Annotated in this window: 16 protein-coding genes, 5 tRNA genes and 1 pseudogene; 14 read left to right on the top strand and 8 right to left on the bottom strand. The window is 45.9% G+C overall.

Features of this window, described 5'->3' with window-relative positions; all coding sequences use genetic code 11:
* The first annotated feature begins 70 nt into the window (after positions 1-70).
* The 8 genes from J3U76_RS07585 to J3U76_RS07550 all read left to right on the top strand — a co-directional run bounded on the left by J3U76_RS07585 (position 71) and on the right by J3U76_RS07550 (position 12,982).
* On the top strand, positions 71-529 hold the full coding sequence (locus tag J3U76_RS07585; RefSeq protein WP_208005359.1) for a GAF domain-containing protein: 459 nt from the start codon (positions 71-73) through the stop codon (positions 527-529).
* Between the two features lie 89 nt (positions 530-618).
* On the top strand, positions 619-1,230 hold the full coding sequence (gene proQ / locus J3U76_RS07580) for an RNA chaperone ProQ (protein WP_208005358.1): 612 nt from the start codon (positions 619-621) through the stop codon (positions 1,228-1,230).
* Positions 1,231-1,240: 10 nt separating this feature from the next.
* Positions 1,241-3,247 (top strand): carboxy terminal-processing peptidase, encoded by a 2,007-nt coding sequence (gene prc, locus J3U76_RS07575; RefSeq protein WP_208005357.1) that lies wholly within the window; start codon positions 1,241-1,243, stop codon positions 3,245-3,247.
* A 95-nt stretch (positions 3,248-3,342) separates the two neighbouring features.
* Entirely contained in the window at positions 3,343-5,949 is a 2,607-nt protein-coding gene (gene pepN, locus J3U76_RS07570; protein WP_208005356.1) for an aminopeptidase N, read from the top strand.
* A complete protein-coding gene (locus J3U76_RS07565) occupies positions 5,949-6,170 on the top strand; it encodes a DUF2835 family protein (protein ID WP_208005355.1) in 222 nt (73 codons plus the stop codon). Before pepN ends, J3U76_RS07565 begins: the two co-directional genes overlap by 1 nt.
* Positions 6,171-6,442: 272 nt before the next feature.
* Positions 6,443-11,278 carry an NAD-glutamate dehydrogenase gene (locus J3U76_RS07560; RefSeq protein ID WP_208005354.1) on the top strand — a complete coding sequence of 1,612 codons (4,836 nt, stop codon included), beginning with the start codon at positions 6,443-6,445 and terminating at the stop codon, positions 11,276-11,278.
* 63 nt (positions 11,279-11,341) lie between these two features.
* Positions 11,342-12,349, top strand: coding sequence for a quinone-dependent dihydroorotate dehydrogenase (gene pyrD, locus J3U76_RS07555; protein ID WP_208005353.1), 1,008 nt, complete (start codon positions 11,342-11,344; stop codon positions 12,347-12,349).
* A 96-nt stretch (positions 12,350-12,445) separates the two neighbouring features.
* Positions 12,446-12,982 carry a cell division protein ZapC gene (locus J3U76_RS07550; RefSeq protein ID WP_208005352.1) on the top strand — a complete coding sequence of 179 codons (537 nt, stop codon included), beginning with the start codon at positions 12,446-12,448 and terminating at the stop codon, positions 12,980-12,982.
* Positions 12,983-13,191: 209 nt separating this feature from the next.
* On the opposite strand, the gene J3U76_RS07545 is transcribed toward J3U76_RS07550, so the two are convergent.
* From J3U76_RS07545 to J3U76_RS07525, 5 genes are all read right to left on the bottom strand, one after another.
* Positions 13,192-13,268 (bottom strand) — tRNA-Met (locus tag J3U76_RS07545).
* Between the two features lie 62 nt (positions 13,269-13,330).
* Positions 13,331-13,407, bottom strand: a tRNA-Met gene (locus J3U76_RS07540).
* Between the two features lie 80 nt (positions 13,408-13,487).
* A tRNA-Met gene (locus J3U76_RS07535) sits at positions 13,488-13,564 on the bottom strand.
* Positions 13,565-13,613: 49 nt separating this feature from the next.
* Positions 13,614-13,690 (bottom strand) — tRNA-Met (locus J3U76_RS07530).
* Positions 13,691-13,770: 80 nt separating this feature from the next.
* Positions 13,771-13,847 (bottom strand) — tRNA-Met (locus J3U76_RS07525).
* Between the two features lie 181 nt (positions 13,848-14,028).
* Here J3U76_RS07525 and rlmKL point away from each other — a divergent pair.
* The 4 genes from rlmKL to rmf all read left to right on the top strand — a co-directional run bounded on the left by rlmKL (position 14,029) and on the right by rmf (position 18,821).
* Complete coding sequence (gene rlmKL, locus J3U76_RS07520; protein ID WP_208005351.1) at positions 14,029-16,128, top strand: bifunctional 23S rRNA (guanine(2069)-N(7))-methyltransferase RlmK/23S rRNA (guanine(2445)-N(2))-methyltransferase RlmL; 2,100 nt, start codon at positions 14,029-14,031, stop codon at positions 16,126-16,128.
* A gap of 2 nt (positions 16,129-16,130) precedes the next feature.
* Positions 16,131-16,361: a glutaredoxin family protein gene (locus tag J3U76_RS07515; RefSeq protein ID WP_208005350.1), complete on the top strand. Its 231-nt coding sequence runs from the start codon at positions 16,131-16,133 to the stop codon at positions 16,359-16,361.
* The gene (uup, locus tag J3U76_RS07510) at positions 16,361-18,280 is read left to right on the top strand and encodes an ATP-binding cassette ATPase Uup (protein WP_208005349.1); all 1,920 of its coding nucleotides are present in this window, start codon (positions 16,361-16,363) and stop codon (positions 18,278-18,280) included. The genes J3U76_RS07515 and uup overlap by 1 nt, the downstream gene beginning before the upstream one ends.
* Positions 18,281-18,644: 364 nt before the next feature.
* Complete coding sequence (rmf, locus tag J3U76_RS07505) at positions 18,645-18,821, top strand: ribosome modulation factor (protein ID WP_208005348.1); 177 nt, start codon at positions 18,645-18,647, stop codon at positions 18,819-18,821.
* A 62-nt stretch (positions 18,822-18,883) separates the two neighbouring features.
* Here the strand turns inward: rmf and fabA are convergent, their stop codons facing one another.
* The 3 genes from fabA to J3U76_RS07490 all read right to left on the bottom strand — a co-directional run bounded on the left by fabA (position 18,884) and on the right by J3U76_RS07490 (position 22,441).
* Complete coding sequence (gene fabA, locus J3U76_RS07500) at positions 18,884-19,429, bottom strand: 3-hydroxyacyl-[acyl-carrier-protein] dehydratase FabA (RefSeq protein ID WP_208005347.1); 546 nt, start codon at positions 19,427-19,429, stop codon at positions 18,884-18,886.
* A 93-nt stretch (positions 19,430-19,522) separates the two neighbouring features.
* Positions 19,523-21,481: an AAA family ATPase gene (locus J3U76_RS07495; protein ID WP_208005346.1), complete on the bottom strand. Its 1,959-nt coding sequence runs from the start codon at positions 21,479-21,481 to the stop codon at positions 19,523-19,525.
* Positions 21,482-21,727: 246 nt separating this feature from the next.
* Positions 21,728-22,441: a hypothetical protein gene (locus J3U76_RS07490; RefSeq protein ID WP_208005345.1), complete on the bottom strand. Its 714-nt coding sequence runs from the start codon at positions 22,439-22,441 to the stop codon at positions 21,728-21,730.
* Between the two features lie 301 nt (positions 22,442-22,742).
* On the opposite strand from J3U76_RS07490, the pseudogene J3U76_RS14720 reads away from it, so the two are divergent.
* Both J3U76_RS14720 and J3U76_RS07485 read left to right on the top strand, forming a co-directional pair.
* Positions 22,743-23,072: pseudogene (locus J3U76_RS14720) on the top strand (PAS domain-containing protein); the annotation flags it as partial.
* Positions 23,073-23,279: 207 nt separating this feature from the next.
* Positions 23,280-24,317: a methyl-accepting chemotaxis protein gene (locus tag J3U76_RS07485; RefSeq protein WP_424022304.1), complete on the top strand. Its 1,038-nt coding sequence runs from the start codon at positions 23,280-23,282 to the stop codon at positions 24,315-24,317.
* The last annotated feature ends 13 nt before the right edge of the window (positions 24,318-24,330 follow it).

The raw sequence follows: 24,330 nt of genomic DNA, 5'->3' as shown, positions 1-24,330 counted from the left end.
CACCATCATCGGGTTTTCATTTGGAGAAAGGGCAGGTAAGTTAAGCAAAAAACAATGATATGTTAGAGTTATGACTGAAAAAACTGCATTTTACCAAAGCCTTACTGCCCAAGCGCAAGCATTGTGCGAAGGCGAAACCAATCGCATTGCTAAACTGGCTAATTTATCTGCACTCCTTAACTTGGCGTTAGCAGATATTAACTGGGTTGGCTTTTATCTGTGTGAGCCTAATAGCTTAGTATTGGGGCCATTTCAGGGGAAGCCGGCTTGTGTTCGTATTCCGCTAGGACAAGGGGTTTGTGGTACGGCCGCCTCAACTGGCCAAGTTCAGCGTGTGGCTAATGTACATGAATTTTCTGGTCATATCGCCTGCGATGGTGCCAGTAATGCCGAAATAGTCTTGCCACTTAGTGACGGTGACACTGTTTGGGGGGTATTAGATATAGATAGTCCTCAATTTGGGCGTTTTGACGAAGAAGATGAAGCAGGTCTTACGCAATGGGTGGCAGCAGTGCAGCCCTTGTTGTAAGGTTTGGGTCGCTTTTGTCTGTATGCTCTTTATAATATGCGTGTATTAATGTGGGCGATGCGCCCTTAGGTCTTAAACCAAGGTATTTCATGGAAAACTCGGAAAAATTGAAAAACAGTAAAGAAGTTATTGCCTACTTGGCTGAACGCTTCCCTCAGTGCTTTATCTCTGCTGGTGAAGCTAAGCCGCTTAAAATTGGCATATTTCAGGATTTAGCGGCTCGCTTGGGTGATGATCCTAAGGTGTCTAAAACCTTATTGCGTACGGCATTGCGTCAGTACACATCTAGCTGGCGCTATTTGCACGGTTTAAAAGCGGGACAAAGCCGAGTTGACTTAGATGGGCAAGCCTGTGGCGAGCTGACTCAAGAGCATGTTGATCATGCCAAAGGCGCATTAAAAGAAAGCAAAGAAAAAGTATTTGGCGCACGCAAAGATAAGCCTGCGGCTAAAAAAGCCAAGCCTAAAGCTAAGCCACAGGCTAAAGTGCAGTCTAAAGCTAAACCTGATGCACAACCCGCTATAAAGGAAGAGTACCAAAAAGCGGATCCGACTACTTTGGTGGTCTCACAAGATATACGAGTCTTACTGGGTAAGTCGCCGGTCGCTGCTACCATTAAAGAAATTACCCGTGATGATGTGCAGGTTGAGTTAAAAACCGGTATGTCGGTGCGTGTTAAATTCGAGCATCTTATCCTTTAAGGAGTTGGGTTTGAACAGTCACAAAATTCGTTTGTCTTTGGTCGCCGTTGGTATGATGGCGGCAGGTGTTGCTTGGGCGGTACCACCCACTACTGATGCCTCCGCTATTCCACTTTTGGCGCCAGAAAGCCAGCACGCGGCTGCGAGCAAGCGGGTTAGCTCACTGTTTACCCGTTCTCATTATCGGAAATTTCAATTAGATGACGCTTTTTCACAGCTCATATTCGATCGCTATATTGATAGCCTAGATTACGGCAAAAATATTTTTACCCAAGCCGATATTATGCGTTTTAAGCGTCATCAAAACAGTTTTGATGATGCTTTTAAAACAGGGCAACTTGATATTGCCTTTGAAATGTATAACGAAAGCCTTCGGTTGCGCTATCAGCGTTTGGTGTATGCACTGTCGTTACTCGATACGCCCATGACTTTTGATGGTGATGACGAGTATCAATATGATAGGCGCGAAGCCGACTGGCCAGCAGATCAAGCTGAGCTAGATGCGTTGTGGCAGAAAAGAGTCAAATACGATGCCCTAAGTTTAGCGTTAACCGATAAAGACTGGGATGAAATTAGCGAAACCTTGGGCAAGCGTTATAACAATGCCATTAAGCGTTTGGTACAAAGTGAAAGTGAAGATGCATTTCAAAGCTTTGCCAATGCGTTTGCCCGTACCATTGAGCCTCACACCAGTTATTTAAGCCCACGTAATGCCGAGCGTTTCGAAACCGAAATGAACTTGTCTCTTGAAGGTATAGGAGCGGTATTACAGGCAGAAGACGATTACACAGTGATCCGCTCGCTAGTGCCAGGTGGCCCTGCGGGCAAGTCGGGTGAACTTCAACCTGACGATCGTATTATTGGCGTAGGCCAAAGTAGCGAAAAAATTGTCGATGTCATTGGCTGGCGCTTAGATGAAGTGGTGGACTTGATCAAAGGCAAAAAAGGCACTCGGGTTTGGCTACAAATTCAACGAGGTAAAGCCGCCACCATAACGCCTAAAGTGGTTGAATTAACCCGTGACACGGTGCGTTTAGAAGACAGAGCCGCAAATGGTAAAATTATTACGGTAGGTGATAAGAATATTGGGGTGATTGAAATCCCAAGCTTCTATGTCAATTTAAGTGGTGATGTCACTAAAGAAATCAACAAGCTTAAGAAAGAGCAAATTGATGGCTTAGTGATCGACCTGCGTGGTAATGGTGGTGGGGCGCTAACTGAAGCATCAAACTTAACGGGGCTATTTATAGACAGTGGCCCTGTGGTGCAAATACGTGATGGTTTAGGTCGTATTTCGGTTAATGGCGATGATGATGATATGACGGTTTACGATGGCCCAATGACGGTGATGATTGACCGTTATTCAGCCTCTGCGTCCGAAATTTTTGCTGCCGCTTTAAAAGACTATGGTCGTGCGGTTATTTTAGGTGAAAATACCTTTGGTAAAGGCACGGTGCAACAGCATCGTAGCTTATCGCGCATTTATGATTTACATGAACACCCCATGGGATTTGTGCAGTTCACTATTGCGAAATTTTACCGTATTAATGGTGGCAGCACGCAAAATAAAGGGGTTAAGCCAGATATTCCTTTTCCAAGTGCTGTAGTGGCCGATGAAACCGGTGAAAGCTTAGAAGAGAATGCACTGCCCTGGGATCAAATAGATAGTTTGCATTTTGATGCCTTGGGTGACTTTACGTCAGTACTAACTGAGTTACGCCAGCGTCACCAAGCAAGAATAGAGCAAGATCCTGAGTTTGTTTATGTGTTTGAAGATATTAAAGAATACAAAAAGCGAAAAGATAAACACTCAATATCATTAAATTTGGCCAGCCGAAAAGCTGAAATGGAAGAGCAAGACGCCAAGGCTTTGGCACGCTTAAATGACAGACTACACCGTGCAGGATTAGAGGAAGTCGCATCATTAGATGATACACCAAAAGACTTTGAGCCTGAAGACAGTTATTTGGAAGAAGCGGCGCGCATTACCGCTGATCTTACCCAGTTAATTCACTGACCCCTTTGCCCAGTTGGTGCCTTGCCAGCTGGGTTTTTTCGATAAAGCCCGTGCCCCTTTTTACGCCTTTTCTATGACGTGAGCGAGACTTCCCCATGACTCAAACAACTCCACAAGTACAATACCGAGAAGACTATCAAGCCCCCCATTATTGGATTGATACCCTAGACTTAGATGTACAACTGCACGATAGCGCGACCGAAGTGGTGGCGATCAGCCGCGTGCGACGCAATGGCGAGCACGATGAGCCTTTAGTGCTAGACGGTGAACAGCTAACGCTGTTACAAGTTGCGATTAATGGCATTGATATTACGCAATATCAGCAAACCGACAATAGCTTGATCTTGTCACAGCTGCCAGAAGTGTTTGTTCTTACCATTAAAACGAGACTTAATCCCGAAGCTAACACCGCTCTTGAAGGCTTATATAAATCAGGTTCTGCGTTTTGTACGCAGTGTGAAGCCCAAGGGTTTCGCCGCATTACCTTCTATTTAGACCGCCCCGATGTATTGGCGCGCTTTAGCACCCGTATTACAGCGGATGCCACTGCGTATCCTTATTTATTATCTAATGGTAACCGTATCGACCAAGGGCAACTTGACGATGGTCGTCACTGGGTGCAGTGGCAAGATCCTTTCCCAAAACCGGCATACTTATTTGCCTTGGTCGCTGGGGACTTTGACGTACTGCGCGATACTTTTACCACCCAAAGTGGCAGAGAAGTGGCGCTAGAAATCTTTGTTAATCAAGGTAACTTGCACCGTGCAGGACATGCCATGGACAGCCTAAAAGCGGCCATGGCGTGGGACGAGCAGCGCTGCCAGTTAGAGTACGATCTTGATATTTACATGATAGTGGCGGTTGATTTTTTTAATATGGGGGCCATGGAAAATAAAGGCCTGAACGTGTTTAACGACAAGTTTGTTTTGGCCGACCCCCATACTGCGACTGATAATGATTATTTAGACGTAGAGCGCGTCATTGGTCATGAATACTTTCATAACTGGACCGGTAACCGTGTCACTTGTCGAGACTGGTTTCAGTTGTCTTTAAAAGAAGGGTTAACGGTTTTTCGTGATCAAGAGTTTTCGTCAGACTTAGGTTCACGCACCGTTAATCGGATTCAAAACGTGCGTATTATGCGTGGCCCACAGTTTGCTGAAGATGCGGGCCCAATGGCGCACTCTATTCGCCCCGATGCGGTGATAGAAATGAATAATTTTTATACCGTTACCTTATATGAAAAAGGCTCAGAAGTGATCCGTATGCTGCATACCTTGCTAGGCGAGCCGGTATTTCAACAAGGTCTAGCCTTGTATTTACAGCGTTTCGATGGCCAAGCGGCCACTTGTGATGACTTTGTGAGCGTAATGAGTGAGGCCAGTGGCCGGGATTTAAGCCGTTTTACGCGTTGGTACAGTCAAGCGGGCACCCCAGTGCTCAGCGTTACTGATGAGTACGACGCCGTGCAACAGCGCTACACCTTAACGGTACGCCAGTATACGCCGCCCACGCCGGGGCAATCACAAAAGTTACCCTTACATATACCGCTCAGTGTTGCATTGTATAGTGCCCAAGGTGAGCCACTGACCTTAACTATGGAAGGAGTGGAAGTAGGACCAGTATTAGATGTGCTGGAAGCCGAGCAGCAGTTTGTGTTTGAGCAAGTTCCTTCACAGCCTACACCGGCATTATTGCAAAGTTTTTCTGCGCCGGTAAAATTAGATTACCCCTACACCGATGAACAGCTGACTTTATTGGCTAAACACAGCATTGATGAATTTGTGCGTTGGGATGCGGTGCAAATGCTGATTAATAACGCAGTGCGCGACAATGTTGCTCAGTTACAACGCCAGCAGCAAACTGTGGTGCCTCGCCCGTTGTTAGATGTGTTTCGTGCAACCCTTGAAGACCCCTTGCTTGATAAAGCCTTGCAAGCACAGATGCTGACACTGCCTGATATTGGGAGTTTGCTCGAGTTATTTGAGCAGGTGGATATTGATCAGCTAGGCCAAGTGCACGAACAGCTACATAAAGAACTAGCGGTGGCATTACAGCCATTATGGTTACAGGCTTACCAACAAAATCTAACGCCACAATATCAGGTTGAGCATCAAGATATTGCTAAACGCGCCATTAAAAATGTCGCCTTGGGGTATTTGGCGCTAGCAGGCGAGACAAGCTTAATACAGCAGCAATATCGCGATGCAGACAATATGACGGATACCTTGGCTGCGTTAAAAGCCGGTGTAAAAGCAGAGTTATCGCAAGTGACGCCGCTGCTGGCTGACTTTGAGCAAAAATGGCAACAAGATGGCTTAGTGTTAGATAATTGGTTTCGTCTGCAAGCCACAGCACCCGGCGAAGATGCCGTGGTGCGCGTGCAACAACTGATGACGCACCCCACTTTTAGCATTAATAATCCTAATCGTGTTCGCGCTGTAGTAGGGGCCTTTATTATGGGTAACCCGCTGCAGTTCCATCGTTTAGATGGTGGGGGTTATGACTTATTAACCTCGGTATTAACGGAGTTAAATACGAGTAACCCTCAGGTGGCGGCACGTATGATCACGCCTTTGATCCAGTTTGCTCGTTTAGATGATGCCCGCCAGCTCTTAATTAAAGCGCGTTTACAGCAGCTTATGGCTTTACCTAATTTGTCACGCGATTTGTTTGAAAAGATCAGTAAGGCGTTAGCCTAATGAAAAAGCTGCGTTTTCGTCTTGCTATCTCACGAGCGCAGCTGTTGCAGTATTATCAAGGGCGAACTGGCTTGTTATCGGTAACCACAGAGCAAGGTTTGCGCCTACAAGTTGCTTTGCATCACTTTCGCTCTTTTGTGAGCCACAACGGCCTACATGGTCGTTATGAAATTGAGCTAAGCTCAGATAATAAATTGCAACGTATTACTCGATTGTCTTAACGCCGTGTAAATAACATAAACGGATATTTTATGTTTATTTACTCTCTAGCCTGCACTACGTCTGTGATGCAGGCTTTTTTTATGGCTTTAGAGATATATTCAAGCGGCTAGAGAGGTATCTTTATTAGGGAGTGGGGAATAAAGCACCATATTTATACTTTTTGTTCGGCTTTGCTCGCATAAAAAATAAGGCAGGCCTACACTGACTGAAAATTGTTAAAGCTAGATACTTCACTTATTAGCTATTGTCGGTATCTGAGGAAGATAACATCATGATATTAAAAGACACAACACGATCTGTACTGCTTGAAAATGTGTATCAATTAGTGGCAAAAAAATATCCTGAGCCAACGGCCGCTTTGGTTAATGCATTTGTTAGTAAGCTCTACAGCACCATTACGCATGATGACCTACATCATCGCAACGAGAGCGATATGTATGGCGCAACGATCAGCTTATGGAATGCCTTTAAAGCGCGTAACAATGGCGCACCTCACGTGCGGGTGTACAACCCCGAGCTTGCGCGTGATGGTTGGCAATCTCCTCATACTATCGTTGAAATTATAACCCAAGATGCCCCTTTTCTCGTTGACTCAGTGCGTATGACACTGACACGTATGGGGATTACGGCTCATTTTATGTTGCATCAACCTATGCATCTTGTTCGAGGTCAGCACGGCGATATAGAGCAAGTTCTTACCGGCTTTGAGTCAGCAGAAGAGCAGAGTGTAGAAACAACATTTTTGATTGAAATTGACAGCTTAACTGATGCCGATACCCGCAAGGTACTAAGTGAAGAGCTATGTTCTGTAGTGAATGAAGTATTACTGGTGGTCGCCGACTGGCAGCCGATGTCACAGCAGCTACACCGTATTATTGATGAACTGCCACAGCAAACCCTGCAGGCTCACCCTGATAATTTGCAAGAAACCTTAGACTTTTTAAATTGGGTGGCAGAAGACAGGTTCACCTTACTTGGTTACCGTCGTTATCACCTGTCTGAGAAGAATAACGACTATGAGCTGTTAGCTGACACCGATACTAGTTTAGGCCTGATGCGTAATGCTCCTCTTGGTGAAGCCTTGAAGCTCAGCAGCATGACCCCAACGGCACGCGAGGCTGCACTAAATAGCAAAGTGTTGATACTGACTAAAACCAACCATCAATCTCGAGTGCATAAGCCTTATTATATTGACTATATTGGTATTAAACGCTTTAACGAGCAGGGTAAAGTGATCGGTGAAGATCGTTTTATCGGTTTATATGCCTCTAATATTTATAACACTAGCGCCTTAGATATCCCCCTAATTGGCGCTAAATTAACCCGTATTCTTGAAGGCGCTAACTTAGAGCCTGGTGCTCATGCGTTTAAAGCCTTATCTAATATTTTAGAAACCTACCCCAGAGATGAATTAATTCAGGCCAGTGAGCAAGAATTAACGGATATTGGTATGGGGGTATTGGCCATGCAAGAGCGTGATCAAACCCGATTATTTGTTCGTAAAGATGTGTTTGGTCGCTTTTTTTCTTGCATGGTGTATGTCACTAAAGAACGCTATAGCACCGAACTTCGAGAAAAAACTCAGTATATTTTACAAGATTACTTTGGCTCAGAAGAAGAAGTGGAATTTAACACTTATTTTTCTGAAGGCACATTAGCTCGCACCCATTATTTAATTCGAGTAGCCAACAACGCGATGGATATTGATGTGAACGAAATTCAAGCAAACCTAAGTGAAGCAGCGCGTAGCTGGAAAGACAAGCTAACACAGGCGCTCACAGCCGGAGTTGGAGAAGCCGAGGGTAAACGGTTATCGGGTAAATATGCTGATGCCTTTCCGCCGGCTTACTCAGCCAAAGTGTTACCCGGTGCCGCAATGGCCGATATCGAGAAGTTAGAGTCACTAAATGACGATAATCCGCTAGGCATGTTGTTTTATCGTGCTCAAGAAGAGCCTGCAGACTCTAATCGAGTCCGGTTAAAGCTCTATCATAGAGCAGAGCCCATTCACTTATCTGATGTGCTGCCTATGCTGGAAAACTTAGGGTTGCGCGTAATTGGTGAAACGCCGCATAAAATTGAGTGCGCCAACGAAACCTTATGGTTACTCGATTTCTCTATGTATTACACAGGTTCACCGTTAAATTTAGATAATTGTCGGCAGCGTTTTCAACAAGCCTTTGCTCAAGTGTGGAATAATCAGCTTGAAAACGACGGCTTTAACCGCTTAGTGCTGGCCACTGAGATGAGTGGACGCGAGGTCAGTGTATTGCGTGGTTACGCCAAGTATATGCGCCAAACCGGTGTGACGTTTGGCCAACGCTATATAGAAGAGACCTTGTCGCGTTACCCAGCGCTTGCCGAATTGTTATTCTCGCTATTTGAGCAACGCTTCTCGCTGGCCATTCAGCAAGATGAAGAGCAGCAACAAACACTGCACCAGCAGCTGGTGGCAGGCTTAGATAAAGTTGCGAACTTGGATGACGATCGTATTATTCGTCGTTATCTAGAGATGATTGAAGCGACGACGCGCACTAACTTTTATCAGCCAACAACAGATGGCATGCCAAAAGATTATATCGCGTTTAAATTGGCGCCAGAAACCATCAGTGATATGCCGCTGCCCTTACCCAAGTATGAGATTTTTGTGTACTCGCCTCGAGTAGAGGGGGTGCATTTGCGTTGGGGTAAAGTGGCACGCGGGGGCTTGCGTTGGTCTGATCGCCGTGAAGACTTTCGTACCGAAGTGCTGGGCTTAGTAAAAGCACAGCAAGTGAAAAACACCGTGATTGTACCGGTAGGAGCCAAAGGCGGCTTTGTGTGTAAACAGCTGCCTGAAGGAGATCGTGAGGCCTTTTTAGCAGAAGGTAAAAACTGTTACCGCTTGTTTATTCGTGCTTTATTAGATGTAACCGATAATATTATTGATGGCCAAGTGATCCCGGCTAAAGACGTCGTACGCCACGATGAAGACGATTACTACTTAGTGGTGGCCGCAGACAAAGGCACCGCGACTTTTTCTGATATTGCCAACGAAATTAGTGCCGAATTTGGTCATTGGTTAGGGGACGCCTTTGCCTCGGGCGGCTCTGTGGGCTACGACCATAAAAAAATGGGCATTACCGCTCGCGGCGGTTGGGAGTCGGTAAAGCGCCATTTCCGTGAAATGGACATAGACTGTCAAACCACAGACTTTACCGTGGTTGGCATTGGCGACATGGGCGGCGATGTATTTGGTAACGGCATGTTGCGCTCTAAGCATACCCGCTTAGTGGGTGCCTTTAACCACTTACATATTTTTATTGATCCTACGCCCGATGCGGCCAGCACTTACCAAGAACGTGAGCGCTTATTTAATACGCCGGGTTTAAGTTGGGCTGATTTTGATCAGGATCTTATTTCTGAAGGCGGCGGTGTATTTGAGCGTTCGGCTAAGTCGATTACGCTGAGCCCGCAAATGAAAACCTTATTAGATACCACAGCCGACAGTTTGGCGCCGGCAGAAGTGATTCGACACTTATTAATGGCACAAGTGGATCTTATTTGGAACGGTGGCATCGGCACCTATGTGAAATCAGCCAGCGAAACCGATACCGGTGTTGGCGATCGTGCTAATGATACCGTGCGAGTTAATGGGGCTCAGGTGCGCGCTCGCATCGTGGGTGAGGGCGGTAACTTAGGTTGCACCCAGTTAGGCCGTATTGAATATGCTCGCCAAGGTGGGCGCATTAATGCCGACTTTATCGATAACGTGGGTGGTGTGGATTGCTCAGATAACGAAGTTAATATCAAAATATTATTAAACAGCTTGGTGGATAAGGGAGACTTAACCATGAAGCATCGCAATCAACTGCTGTTTGATATGACAGACACCGTGACCGAGATTGTACTCACCGATGCCTATCGCCAATCGCAAACCATATCCATTACTCAGCATCGCGGTGCAGGCCCATTAAAAGAGCATCAGCATTTTATTCAGTGGCTAGAGCGAGAAGGTAAGCTAAACCGTCAGTTAGAGTTCTTACCCAGTGACGAAGACATTGCTGAGCGTATGGCGGCAGGTCAAGGTTTAACGCGCCCCGAACTCGCGGTATTGATGGCTTATGGCAAAATGGTGTTAAAAGACATGCTTAATATCAGTGAGCTGACTGATAACGACTATATTGCGCGTTTATTACCCATGAGCATGCCTAAAAAATTAGTAGATGAGTGCGGTGATGCGCTAGCACAACACCCTTTGCGCAGTGAAATCATTGCCACTCGTTTAGCCAATATGATGGTCAACGACATGGGCTTTAATTTTGCCAAGCGCCTGCAAGATGAAACCGGTGCCAGCATTGCTGATATTGCCATTAGCTTTTTGATTGCCCGTGATGTGTTTAGCATGGACAGCCTCTATCGCGATATTGAAGCCTTAGATAATAAAGTCGCGGCCAAGGTGCAGTTAGATATGTTTTATCAGGTGCGACGCCTAGTGCGCCGTGCCACGCGTTGGTTCTTGCGCTCTCGTCAGCGCACTATAAGCATTGATCAACATATTGAACAGTTTAAACCTGTGTACAATGCCGTTTCTGAACACTTATATCGCTCATTGGTTGCCTCAGAGGCGGATGAGATAAAGCAAGAGGTGACGGCGTTAGAAGCCGAGCAGGTGCCAACCTCTGTCGCAGAGCGAGTGGCTAAGATGAGCAGTGCTTTTTCGGCACTGGATGTAGCACAAGTTGCCAAAGAGCAAGATCGTGATATTAGTGTGGTGGCCGAGTTATATTTCCACTTGGGTCATGAGCTTGAGCTGCATTGGTTTTTAGAGCAAATAACCCTGCAAAAAGTAAATAACCATTGGCAAGCATTAGCCCGTGCCGCATTTAGAGAAGACTTAGATTTTCAACAACGTAGTCTAACGGCTGTGGTACTGAAACACTGTAAAGAAAAGCAAGAATGCGCTAATATGCTCGCCCTATGGCTGGATGAGCACGAACAGTTGCTAAATCGTTGGCGCCATTTGTTGGCCGAGTTTAAAGCATCGAGCAGCCATGAGTTTGCTCAATTTTCGGTAGCACTGCGCGAGCTGAACCTGCTCCATCTTAATTGTATGAACGCCGCTTAATATAAAAGTGGTTTACATAAAAGCCCCAGTCAATACTGGGGCTTTTTTATAAGGACGAATAACGTGTATTCTTTGGCTAAATCTCTTTTTTTTCAATGCGATGCAGAACGGGCCCACGAATTTGCTATTAAAGGGCTAGCCAAAACGCAGCATACGCCATTAGCAGCTTTGTATCGTCGCCCCCAAATAATGAACCCAGTAGAATCCATGGGGCTTACCTTTGATAACCCGGTGGGCTTAGCCGCTGGGCTGGATAAAAACGGGGATTGTATTGATGCTTTTGCTGCCATGGGGTTTGGCTTTATTGAAATTGGCACAGTGACGCCTCGCGCACAAGATGGCAATGAAAAGCCGCGTTTATTTCGTATTAAAGAAGCCGACGCCATTTTAAACCGCATGGGCTTTAATAATAACGGCATTGATTACTTAATTGAAAACGTAAAACAGTCGCGCTATCAGGGTGTGCTGGGTATTAATATTGGCAAAAATAAAGACACGCCCATCGAGCAGGGTAAAGATGACTACCTGATCTGCATGGAGAAAGCCTATCAACATGCGGGATACATTACGGTCAATATCTCGTCGCCCAATACTCCAGGGCTACGTAGCTTGCAATACGGTGAAGCATTAGATGACTTATTAGCGTCGCTAAAAGAAAAGCAGGCTCAGCTGGCGCTACAACACCGTAAAAATGTACCGCTATTAGTGAAAATTGCGCCGGATTTATCCATGGCTGAAATTGAGCAAGTGGCAGATAGCTTGGTGCGCTATAACATTGATGGTGTGATTGCGACCAATACCACTCTCGATAGAGATCTGGTATTTGACTTGCCTCATGCCCACGAAATGGGTGGGCTGAGTGGCCGCCCGGTGCAACATAAAAGTACTGTGGTTATTAAAGAGCTATCCCGTTATTTAGATAATCGCTTACCTATTATTGGGGTAGGGGGGATTGATTCATTAACGGCAGGGCGTGAAAAAATGGCGGCTGGTGCCAGTTTAGTGCAAGTGTATTCTGGCTTTATTTATCATGGCCCAGCACTTATACAGCAATTAGCGCGCCATCTTTAAGATAATAATGTACTAATTATTCATAATGCGCTATAAATTAACTTATTAAAGAAGAAATTTATTATTAGTGTCTATTATATATAAGGTGTGACTAGGATGTTGCTTCAACCAAATGATCAGTGGCGCTGGTTTGTGGGCGAAGATAGTCACCTCATGTTGGAGTTAGGGGATGATATGCTTTTTTGCACCCCCTATCTTAAAAAGCATTTGGTGCGCGCAGAGCAGCTTGATCAGTGTTTTTCGGTAGAAGACACTGGGCTGTATTATAATTTTATTGATAAATTATCTTCGTTTGGCTCTTCAGCCCAACGAGTGCAAGCGGCATTAAACGGTGTCGCTGTGGCCCGTTTTTATAAACCCTTGATGCCACAAAGTTGGTTTTTTGAACCTCAGGCTGATTATCATCAGCCTGAGCTGGGTGAATTAATCACGCTAGATATTACTACTGAATTGCTGACACTTATGGTGGTTGAAACTTCACCGTCCGCGTCTGTGTGTATTTCTTTGTCTAATGAAAAGCTGCTATCGAACAGTAAACAACTGATTACCTTTGGCGCGATTAAAGTGATGAACGACAGAATCATCAGTTCAGATACGCACAGTCATGAACAACCGATCCGTCAAGTAGGCTAGGCTTAGTAATGTTGAATGTTGAATAGCGGAGCTGGTCATCCTGAACTTGTTTCAGGATTTGGCTAAATAATGCTGACTGTTATAGATTTACTATTGAGTAGTGGGTTTTTTAAACGTAACAGATTTACAAAAAGGTGTTAATTGAAAGGTGATAATAAGAATAGGGGAGAGATATAAGGCGCGCTACAAAAAGTAGGCTTTAAACGAATTGGTTGCGGGAGCTGGATTTGAACCAACGACCTTCGGGTTATGAGCCCGACGAGCTACCAAACTGCTCCATCCCGCGTCCATAAATAACGCATATAACATATTACTGTGTGACTGATATGACTTTATTGAAACACTAAATGGTTGCGGGAGCCGGATTTGAACCAACGACCTTCGGGTTATGAGCCCGACGAGCTACCAGACTGCTCCATCCCGCGACAATAAGGTGTACTAAACAATAAAATTATATCTTATCACTACATTCGTAATAACACTTTTATTTGATACCGACTTAAGTTGGTTGCGGGAGCTGGATTTGAACCAACGACCTTCGGGTTATGAGCCCGACGAGCTACCAAACTGCTCCATCCCGCGTCCATGACTTAACTGGTACTGCTTAAAAGGTATTACTTTTCATTTAAATTGGTTGCGGGAGCCGGATTTGAACCAACGACCTTCGGGTTATGAGCCCGACGAGCTACCAAACTGCTCCATCCCGCGTCCATAAATAAACGCTACTGCTTTGCTTGTATGAGAACCTTAATAACCCATATTTCTGATTAAAACTTAATCTTCAATATTGGTTGCGGGAGCTGGATTTGAACCAACGACCTTCGGGTTATGAGCCCGACGAGCTACCAAACTGCTCCATCCCGCGTCCTCAGGTTGTGCATAGTAGAGAGATGACCGACTGAATGCAAGGGCTTATCTGGAATTTTATGCCGCCTGACGGATAAAACCGCAATTTGCACATTTTGCAGCCAATAAGTGGCAAATTTTACAGTCTTGCGTTGGTTTAGGGTATAATGTCGGCCTCTTTTTATTAGACAAGCCTGACTATGCTGCCGTTTTTTGCTACTTGCCCCAAGGGCCTAGAATCCTTACTTAATGATGAACTCAAAGCCTTAGGCGCTACCGATCTTCAAGAAACGGTGGCGGGCATTGCCTTTAGAGGCGAATTGTCTACCGCCTATCGAGCCTGTATGTGGTCGCGGCTTGCGTCGCGTATTATGCTGCAGTTGGCTGAATTTACCATGCGCACCGATATGGACCTGTACTTAGGTGCCGCCAATGTGGAGTGGGAGCAGCATATTCAACCAGGTCAAACCTTTGCGGTAGACTTTTCGGGTGCGAATGAGGCGATCACTAATACCCAATATGGTGCGCTAAAAATTAAAGACGCCATTGTGGATCGCCTCACCAAACGCCACGGTGAACGTCCTAATGTTGATAAGCGTACCCCCGACATCCGTATTTTGGCGCATTTAAAGCGCAATAATCAGTTAAGTATTACCCTCGATTTATCGGGGCCTGCGCTGCATCAACGTGGTTATCGCCAGCAAGCCGGCGAAGCACCATTAAAAGAAAACTTAGCGGTCGCTATTTTATTGCGCAGCGGCTGGGATATAACCAAGCCTTTGGTTGATCCCATGTGCGGCTCGGGCACCTTATTAATAGAAGCGGCATTAATGGCCACCGATCATGCACCGGGTTTATTGCGGGTGCGCTTTGGCTTTATGGCTTGGAGCGGCCATAACCGTGAATTGTGGCAAGAGATTAGCGCCGAGGCCACATTGCGTGCCACTCGTGGCATTAAGCAAGGTAATACTGAGCTTTATGGCTTTGACCAAGACAAGCGCGTATTAGACTTTGCCCAAGAGAACGCCGAAGCGGCAGGCGTGGCCGCCTTTATCCGTTTTAAAACCGGTGGCGTAAACACGCTAACAAATCCTGCAGATGAAGCGGGTTGGGTGATTTCTAATCCACCTTATGGTGAGCGCTTAAGTGAATTTCCGTCTTTATTAGGCCTACATCAGCAGCTAGGTGATAAGTTACGTGAACAATTTAAAGGCTGGCACGTTAGTTTGATTTCTAGCTCTCCAGAATTACTGAGCTGCTTGCGACTGCGCCCAGAAAAAACCTATAAGTTATTCAATGGCGCACTCGCCTGTGATCTGCGCAACTATTTGATTGCCGAAGATGCTAAAGCCGCACGGCCTTTAGCGGAAGACTTTGCTAATCGTCTAAAGAAAAATATAAAAGGCTTAGAAAAATGGGCTAAAAAAGAGCAAATCGATTGTTATCGCTTATACGATGCCGACTTGCCTGAATACAACGCGGCCATTGACCGATACCAAGACTACTTGGTGATTCAAGAGTACGCAGCCCCTAAAACCATAGCCCAACATAAAGCGCGCGGGCGTTTTTATGACTTAGTACAAGCCACCCAAGCTGTAACAGGAGTGGATGGGCGCAAGGTGATTTTAAAGGTGCGGGCGCGCCAGCAAGGTCGTGAGCAATATGAAAAATTAGACCGTCGTGATCAGTGGATGCAAGTACAAGAGCATAACGCGCAGTTACTCGTTAACTTATACGATTACCTAGACACGGGATTATTTTTAGACCACAGACCGATTCGTAAACAACTGGGCGAGATGGCCAAGGGTAAAGACTTTCTTAACCTTTTTGCTTATACCGGCAGCGCCAGCGTGCACGCTGGGTTAGGCGGTGCTAAATCAACCACTACGGTTGATATGTCGAAGACCTATTTAGCTTGGGCCGAGCGTAATATGGCGTTGAATGGCTTAACAGGGCGTCGTCATCAGTTTATTCAAGCCGATTGCCTGAACTGGCTGCGTAAGCCCGGTGAAGATTACGATTTAATTTTTGTCGATCCCCCGACCTTTTCTAATTCTAAGCGCATGGATGCGGAGTTTGATATTCAGCGGGATCATATTGAACTGCTGAGCTTGCTCAGTAAGCGCTTGCGCCAAGATGGTGTGCTGATATTTTCGAATAACAAGCGCCATTTTAAAATGGACATAGAGGCGCTGACCGAATTAGGTTTAGTCGCCAAAGACATAACTAAGGGCAGTTTGCCAAAAGATTTTGTCCGCAATCCCCATATTCATAACTGTTGGGAAATTCGCTGGAGTTAATGATGAGCTTAACGCTGTTTTCAACCGATGGTTGCCACTTGTGTGAACAAGCTTGGGCGCTGTTGGCACAAACCGGTTTACAAAGCCAAACCCAGATAAGCGATATTATAGATAACGAACAGTGGTTGGCTGCGTACTCAGTACGTATTCCGGTACTGCGTCGCCCCGATGGGGCTGAGCTGGACTGGCCGTTTAGTGCCGCTGACATTCTTGAATTTAATCGAGTGATTTAATGAGTTTATTGACCCTGCAAAACGCCCAGTTGGCGTTTGGTGATGCGCCATTATTAGATGGCATAGAATTAAATATACAAGCCGGTGAACGGGTATGTATTGTTGGCCGCAATGGCGCGGGCAAGTCGACCTTAATGAAGGTTATTGCCAATGAATTACAACTTGATGACGGCCGCCGCCAATTACAACAAGGCGTTAATATTGCCCGTTTAGAGCAAGATCCGCCCCAAGTTGATGACGATCAAACCGTGTTTGACTATGTGGCCGGCGGTTTAGCAGAAACCGGCGCCTTGTTGGCCAAGTATCATCATCAATTAGAATTAGTGGCGCACGATTGCTCAGAAAAAGTGATGAATGAGTTAATGCGCTTGCAAGAACAAGTAGAAGTGGCCGACGGTTGGCAGTTTGAAACACGCATTAACCAAAGCCTGACTTTGCTTGAGTTGGATGGCGATACTCGCTTAAATGACTTATCTGGGGGCTGGCTACGTAAAGTGGCTTTGGCCCGTGCGCTAACCAATGAACCTGAGATTTTGTTGCTTGATGAGCCAACCAACCACTTAGATATTGATGCCATTGCCTGGTTAGAAAGCTTCTTGCTCGATTTTAAAGGCGCCATTGTGTTTGTGAGTCACGACCGTGCCTTTATTCGTAAAATGGCTACACGTATTGTTGATCTTGACCGTGGCAAGTTATCTAGCTGGCCGGGTAATTACGATGAATACTTGGTGAATAAAGAAGAAGCCTTGCGCGTAGAGTCTGAGCAAAATGCGTTATTTGATAAGCGTTTAGCACAAGAAGAAGCCTGGATCCGCCAAGGGGTGAAGGCGCGTCGTACCCGTAACGAAGGCCGAGTGCGCGCCCTTAAAGCCTTGCGCGTTGAGCGTAGCCAACGTCGCGAAAGTGTGGGTAAGGTGAACGTCACTTTAGATGATGTTCGCCGTTCAGGTAAGATAGTATTTGAGGCAGAAAACCTAAACTTTGCTTATGAGAACAAGCCGTTACTGAAAAACTTCTCTACCCTTATTCAGCGTGGCGACAAAATTGCCCTAGTCGGGCCGAATGGTTGCGGTAAAAGTACCCTCATTAAGTTGCTGCTAGGTCGAATTGAAGCCGACTCTGGCACCTTAAAGTGCGGTACCAAGTTAGAAGTGGCTTATTTTGACCAATATCGTGAGCAGTTAGATCCTGAGCGCACCGTTATGGACAACTTGGCCGAAGGGAAACAAGAAGTAGAAGTTAACGGTCGCAGCCGCCATGTATTGGGTTACTTACAAGACTTTTTGTTTGAGCCCAAGCGTGCCCGTACCCCAGTTAAAGCCTTGTCGGGCGGCGAAAAAAATCGTTTGCTACTGGCGCGTTTATTCTTAAAACCCAGTAACCTTTTGGTGCTCGATGAGCCGACTAACGACTTGGACGTTGAAACCTTAGAGCTGTTAGAAGAGTTATTGGCCGACTATAAAGGCACCTTATTATTAGTGAGCCACGACCGTGACTTTATTGATAATACCGCCACTCATTGTTGGTTATTTGAAGGCGAGGGCAAGGTTAGCGAATTTGTGGGTGGCTATTTAGATATGCAGCACCAATTATCCTTTCAAACGCCAGCACCTGCAGCCAAACCCAAAGCAAACAAAGCGGTTGCCCCCGCTGAGCCCAAAGCTAAGCCGGTGGTAGAGGCCAACAAAGCCACTAAAAAGAAGCTTTCTTATAAAGAGCAGCAAGAGCTAAATGGCTTACCTGCCAAGCTTGAACAACTTGAGCAAGCAATAGAAGACTTGCAAGCGACAGTGAATGCGCCTGACTTTTTTACTCAAAGTGACGAGCAGACTCAAAGCATCTTGCAAGAGTTAGCCAATACCGAAGCCGAGTTTGAAATCGCCTTCACCCGCTGGGAATCTTTAGAAGAACAAAGCTAACCCTACTTAGCTGTCAGCTGTCAGCGATCAGTCAACACAACCCCTAGTAGTTTTTTTTTAACTGACAGCTGACAGCTTACTGCTTACAGCTGTCTTTTAGCTATACGCTATACGAAAAACGGTGAGGAGTAAGGGGTAAGGAGAACATCTTGTCACCCTCACTCCTTACTGGTTTTTCTTAGCCCGTCCGCTTTACCGTACTTTAAATAATCTTGACTTTTTATAAAAGGCGAGTTATTAGTAAAGGGCTGCTGCACGTTATTTAGCCAGTAAACCTTGGCTGAATGGTAACGATTTAGCAGTGATTGTTTAGCATTTTTGATATTTGTTGACACACTTTGTTCAAAACATGAGGTTAGTACCTATGAAGAGACAAAAACGTGACCGTTTGGAAAGGGCCCGTACTCGCGGTTACCAAGCAGGCGTAAGTGGACGATCAAAAGACAATTGCCCCCACCAAGACTTTGATGCCAAAGGAGAATGGTTAGGGGGATGGCGAGAAGCCATGGAAGATAAAGGCGCAGGCCTTTTCTTACGTTAAACAATTCCAATAAAAAGGCCCCGACACGTCGGGGCCTTTTTGATCATTAAACCACAGCGTGATTAAAACGAAGAGGTATCGGTAAACAAGCCGACTTTTAAATCTTTGGCTTCATAGATCACACGGCCATCCACTTCTACCGTGCCATCGGCAATCCCCATAATCAGCTTGCGCCAAATAACACGCTTAAGCGTAATACGATAGGTTACTTTTTTGGCTGTAGGAACAATTTGACCACTAAATTTAACTTCACCCACACCCAGCGCACGCCCTTTACCTGGGCCGCCTTTCCAGCCTAAGAAAAAGCCAACCAGCTGCCACATGGCATCTAGGCCTAGGCAGCCTGGCATCACAGGGTCACCTGGAAAGTGGCAGTCAAAAAACCACAAGTCTGGGTTAATATCTAATTCGGCAACAATTTCGCCTTTGCCGTGCTCACCACCTTCATCACAAATATGATTAATGCGGTCCATCATCAGCATATTAGGTGCAGGTAGTTGGCTATTACCTGGGCCAAATAGTTCACCTTGGCTACATGCCAAGAGTTCTTCTCTGGTAAAGGCGTGTTTGCCCAGTTCTTTTTGCGAAGGGATATCTTGTGAAGGCATAGTTTCACTATTCCATTATGTTCAGGCCTGAGCCTATATTGTAAATTGGCGTCACTTTAGCGAACACTTGTTCGCTAGACAAGTCCGATCACTTTAACGTCGGAATAAACGCCGTAAAAAGCTGGTTTCTATTGAGTGACCATTAAGATCATCCAGCCGTTCTCTAATACGACCAAACAGAGTATCTGCTTGCTCAACATCACCGGCCACACTGCCAGTAAGCAGCTCAATGGCCTGAGTTACATGGGCCACAGGGTAAATATGAAATTGGCCGCTTGTGATTGCTTCAACCACTTCATCTGACAAGTTTAATTGCAGTTGGTTGCTCGCCGGCAAAATAACCCCTTGCTGACCCGTTAACCCCTGAATTTTACACAAGCGGTAAAATCCTTCTATTTTTTCGTTAACGCCTCCCACCGGCTGCACATTACCAAATTGATCGACTGCCCCTGTAATCGCAAAATGTTGATAAATTGGCTCTTTTGCTAATGCCGACAACAGAGCACATAAGCCTGCTAATGAGGCGCTATCGCCGTCTATTTCATGATAAGACTGCTCAAAGACTAAAGTAGCAGAGAGTGGGGAGGGATGCTCTGCACCAAACACATTGGCCAGATACCCTTGAATAATCATCATGGCTTTGGCGTGGATATGGCCGGCAAGTTCCGATTTTCTTTCAATATCAGAGATATCCCCATCCCCTAAGTGCACGGTGGCGGTTAAGCGGACCGGCTCGCCAAAGTCATAGGGGTGCCCGGTAATTTGTAATACCGACAAACCGTTAATTTGCCCCACGGTTTGCCCTTGGGTTTGTAATAAATACTGGCCATCGCGCACACCTAAGTCAGACTGCTCGAGTAAATAGCTTAAGCGATAGTCTTGCTCTTGCTCTGCACTGATCAGGTGAGCTGCGCTCACTTCTTCACTGTGCTCGCGCCGAGCAGCCACATCGGCTAATTGCATAATGGCGACTAATTCGGTTTCAACCAAAGATACTTTATGTTGATGCTCGGTCATTTTACTGGCGTAACGGCATAAGCGAGCAATAGCACTGGCATCAAAATCTAATAGTTGATGCTTATGGCGCAAGTGCGACAGAAACCCTAAGTAGTGAGGGAAAATTTGGCTAAGATCCCATTCAGGAATAATATCTGCGCGCAAAAAAGCCAAGGTATCCAGTTCATGATCAAGCATAGACAACTCGGCCACCGCTAAGCGATCACCCACCAACACTAAATGAATATCTAAGGGCGTTGGCTCAGGCTGAAAGTAAAACGTTGCTATTTCTGCCGGCCGACTCCATTCAATTTGGCGTGTTTGCAGGGCGTTTTTTAGCTTAAACCACAAGGAGGGTTGTGCGAGTAGTTCATTAATAGACAGTACTAAATAGCCGCCATTGGCCTGGTGTAATAAGCCAGGCTCGAGTAAATGATGGTGACTAAACACAGAGCCTTGCTCAGTTTGAACGTGTACGGCGCCAAATAGCTGCTCTGGGGTACATTGGCGCGCATGCACAATGGGCATAGTGTTATCGTGGCGATGTACCATTAAATTAATCAGTACCGGGTGGCTAAAGCCTTGGCCTGCTGCCACATGCTGCGAGAGCAAAGATAAATAGTCCGCCACTTTAGGGTCGTTATCTTGTTTTTTTAAAATACGCTGTACTATGTGCTCAGCTTCTAAGTGGCGAGAAGATAACTCCAGTAATTGCCCCACCAACTCGCAAAATACTAATCCGGTACCGGCTTTTAATTTAAGCCAAATGGGCTTTTGTGGATGGTTTAAATTTTCCGCATAACAAAGATCAAATAAGTCGGCGTGATTAGCATGCTTTTTTATTAAGCTATCAACCAGCTCTTCATAATCAATACCCGAAAAGCCATTAAGCAATAACAGTGGGTTAACGGCATTTAATGCAGACAAAGTCGCAAACGCCGAGTCTGCGCGCGCTTGTAAAGCACTTAGCTCTGTTGCGGGCACGTCACTGAGCCTCGCGATATCTTCAGGCAAATTAACAGTAGGGTTTAGTTCGACTAGACTCAGAGGTTGCACTCAAATACTCATTCATATTGATAAATTGCGCTCAGTATACCCACGCCAGTCTTGGGGTCGATAACTTGATGGCAAAAAGCTGTAAAAAACGCCATTAATCGGCATTTATATGGCGCTGCGGTGATAATTTAACCATAACCTGCGCCCGTGACTAAGCCGTGAGGGTTAAACGTGCAATAGATAAAAATGCCGAGCCAAACTCGGCATTTTTATGAGTAATATCATTTTGAGCAAGTACAAAGGCCTCTATTTTTTATAATCCGAAAAATTAACGACATTACTAGGAAGCTTAGGTGCCGGGTAGGGGCATGGAAAGTCCCCCACCTTGGTATTAGGGTAAGCGTTTACCGATAGCCCAGAGCCAAAGCGGAATAAGGCATCGTCTAACAAGCGCACTATGGGGCGAAAACGGCCTTTACTGCCGCCTACTTTTTTATATAACTGATTGATATGTCGAGCTAAACCATAACAAGTATCCCCGTCTAAGTAGTGTCTATCTTCGTCAATTAAGGCTTGCATAAACCAAGCTCTAGCATCGCTAATATGCCCGTTGATACTGGCGTCGTAATTATTGACCCATAGTATGTCATTATGTTGGTGGCTAAAATTATCCACCATTAGTGGCAGTTCATTATCAGTGATCGCGCCGCTTTCTATTGCCAGGTGCAAGGCTTCATTTCCCCACCGCTCTAGTAAGGTCTGTTCAAGCTCTGCTTGGCTGGGAGGAGTCGCAAAAGGGAGAAACATCACATAGCGGCTATAGGCTTCCATGGCCACCACAGTATGATAAGGGTTAGATGCTGGACCGTGCTCCAGTAAATGGCATTGCCAAGCGAGCTGGTTGAAATTGGTGGTGAGGGCTTGTGTTCCTATGCGTTTGCCATCGGCACTGGGTAACCGTGGCAGTGACAGTGAAAGCCAGCGCGCTACTGCATTGCTGACAGAAATAGTGATGTCCATACAACTCCATGGCGAAATATAAGGGGCATTATAAAAAAGTAGAGCATATTGCAGATACTTGCCGTTATAATAGCCGTTATTATTACCGTATTACAGGCAAGCTAAGTGAAGAGCATGCTAAGTACACTCATTTAACTTGCAGTACACCAAGGAGAGGTTTCAAGGTTTATTGAGCTTTTTGTATCACACAGGCTTCTCGGCTTAACTGTGAGCAAGGTTTTATTATGAAAGAGCAATAAACTTAGGGTGTTTTTAAGATCTACACTTAACACACCCACCTGCTTAACCTAGGTCATGACTCATGAGAAAAAACCTCCCTATTACCGATACCGAAAAGCTATTTACCGGTAATGATAAACTCATTACCGTGACGGATACGCAAGGTAATATTACTGAATGCAATGATGCATTTGTAGCAATGAGCGGCTTTTCTCGAGAAGAGCTCATAGGTCAACCCCACAACATTGTACGCCACCCAGATATGCCCACCGCGGCATTTAAAGTGTTGTGGGCGCATATTAAAGAGGGTAAACCTTGGATGGGGATAATTAAAAACCGCCGTAAAGACGGCGGTTTTTATTGGGTGAATGCTTACGTTACTCCTATTACACGCGATGGCAAGATAGTGGGGTATGAGTCGGTGCGCTCGGCGCCCAAAAAAGAAGATGTGGCCCGAACGCAGCAACTTTATGCCAACATACAAAAAAGACGCAAAGCCTCAACCTTATCTTCTTTGATTAAGGCTGTTAAAGCCGCGCCTCATCAGCTGTTTTTAGCGCTGGCGCTATTGGTATGGGCGGGCTTATTATTAACAGCAAACCATAATATTGCACAGGTCATGCTTGCCTGTGCCGTGGTTATCTATGCATGTTGGGCTCATCAGCGTAAAAAGTCGGTGATCCGCTCTTTAAATGGCTTGTTAAGAACGGCCTTTTCACATCCATTAGCGGTACAAAGTTATACCGATGATGTGGGGGAAGTGGGTAAGCTTAAAGTGGCTATTTTAAGTGAGCTGGCACACCTTGATACTGTGTTAACTCGTATTGAGAATGCATCAAAAAATGTCGCCAATGAGACAGATTCTGGCTTAACACTGACCCAGAGTACACGCTCAGAAATTGAATGTCAGCAAGCTGAAACCCAGCAAGTAGCCACCGCCATGAATCAAATGAGCGCCACTATTACTGAAGTATCTCAGCATGTAAGCGAGACGGCGGCATCGGCTGATACTGCCAATGATTTGGTCACGCAAGGTGCGGCGATTGCTGATGTCACAAAAGAGTCGATTGAAACACTGCGAGATACCGTTTCTGATATTAGCCAGTCGGTGAGCGCTGTGTCTGAGCAAACAGAGAATATTGCCAGTGCCGCGCAAATGATTGAACAAATTGCTGAACAAACCAACTTGCTGGCGCTGAATGCGGCTATTGAAGCAGCACGCGCCGGTGAGCAAGGACGAGGTTTTGCGGTGGTGGCCGATGAAGTACGAAATTTAGCACAGCGTACTCAAGCGTCTACCCAAGAAATTTATAGCATAGTGAAAGAGTTAACGACTCGCGCTAACAGTGCCGTTGCCGTGGCTGAGCAAGGCGCTACCCATGCCGAAACAGGCGTGAGCCGGGTTCAAGAAAGCGGCGTTATGCTCAATGGTATCGCTGATGCGGTGGCAAATATTGCCAATATGTCGACGCAAATGGCGGCGGCGGTTGAAGAGCAAGCTCATGTAGCCGAAGACATTAACCGTCAGGTAGTTAATATTGCCGGCTTGGCTGACTCCAGCGCCGACAGTGCGAATAAGGCCTCGGGATCATTGAGCCATTTAAAAGGTATTTCTGGCGATTTACATGAGCTAGTGGTGAGATTTAGACAGGGCTAAAATAGCAGCAAGC

It is taken from the genome of Oceanisphaera pacifica (genome assembly GCF_017498065.1).
Taxonomy (GTDB): Bacteria; Pseudomonadota; Gammaproteobacteria; order Enterobacterales; family Aeromonadaceae; genus Oceanimonas; species Oceanimonas pacifica.
The sequence above is the reverse complement of the archived record's forward strand: the minus strand, read 5'-3'. Positions and strand labels throughout refer to the sequence as shown.

Bases quoted from the DNA above. Each gene is read 5' to 3' on its own strand.
- pepN (WP_208005356.1), top strand. From the start codon at position 3,343: ATGACTCAAACAACTCCACAAGTACAATACCGAGAAGACTATCAAGCC.
- rlmKL (WP_208005351.1), top strand. From the start codon at position 14,029: ATGCTGCCGTTTTTTGCTACTTGCCCCAAGGGCCTAGAATCCTTACTT.
- J3U76_RS07485 (WP_424022304.1), top strand. From the start codon at position 23,280: ATGCTTGCCTGTGCCGTGGTTATCTATGCATGTTGGGCTCATCAGCGT.
- fabA (WP_208005347.1), bottom strand. From the start codon at position 19,429: ATGCCTTCACAAGATATCCCTTCGCAAAAAGAACTGGGCAAACACGCC.
- J3U76_RS07550 (WP_208005352.1), top strand. From the start codon at position 12,446: ATGTTGCTTCAACCAAATGATCAGTGGCGCTGGTTTGTGGGCGAAGAT.
- uup (WP_208005349.1), top strand. From the start codon at position 16,361: ATGAGTTTATTGACCCTGCAAAACGCCCAGTTGGCGTTTGGTGATGCG.
- proQ (WP_208005358.1), top strand. From the start codon at position 619: ATGGAAAACTCGGAAAAATTGAAAAACAGTAAAGAAGTTATTGCCTAC.
- J3U76_RS07490 (WP_208005345.1), bottom strand. From the start codon at position 22,441: ATGGACATCACTATTTCTGTCAGCAATGCAGTAGCGCGCTGGCTTTCA.
- J3U76_RS07515 (WP_208005350.1), top strand. From the start codon at position 16,131: ATGAGCTTAACGCTGTTTTCAACCGATGGTTGCCACTTGTGTGAACAA.
- J3U76_RS07565 (WP_208005355.1), top strand. From the start codon at position 5,949: ATGAAAAAGCTGCGTTTTCGTCTTGCTATCTCACGAGCGCAGCTGTTG.
- J3U76_RS07560 (WP_208005354.1), top strand. From the start codon at position 6,443: ATGATATTAAAAGACACAACACGATCTGTACTGCTTGAAAATGTGTAT.
- J3U76_RS07585 (WP_208005359.1), top strand. From the start codon at position 71: ATGACTGAAAAAACTGCATTTTACCAAAGCCTTACTGCCCAAGCGCAA.
- rmf (WP_208005348.1), top strand. From the start codon at position 18,645: ATGAAGAGACAAAAACGTGACCGTTTGGAAAGGGCCCGTACTCGCGGT.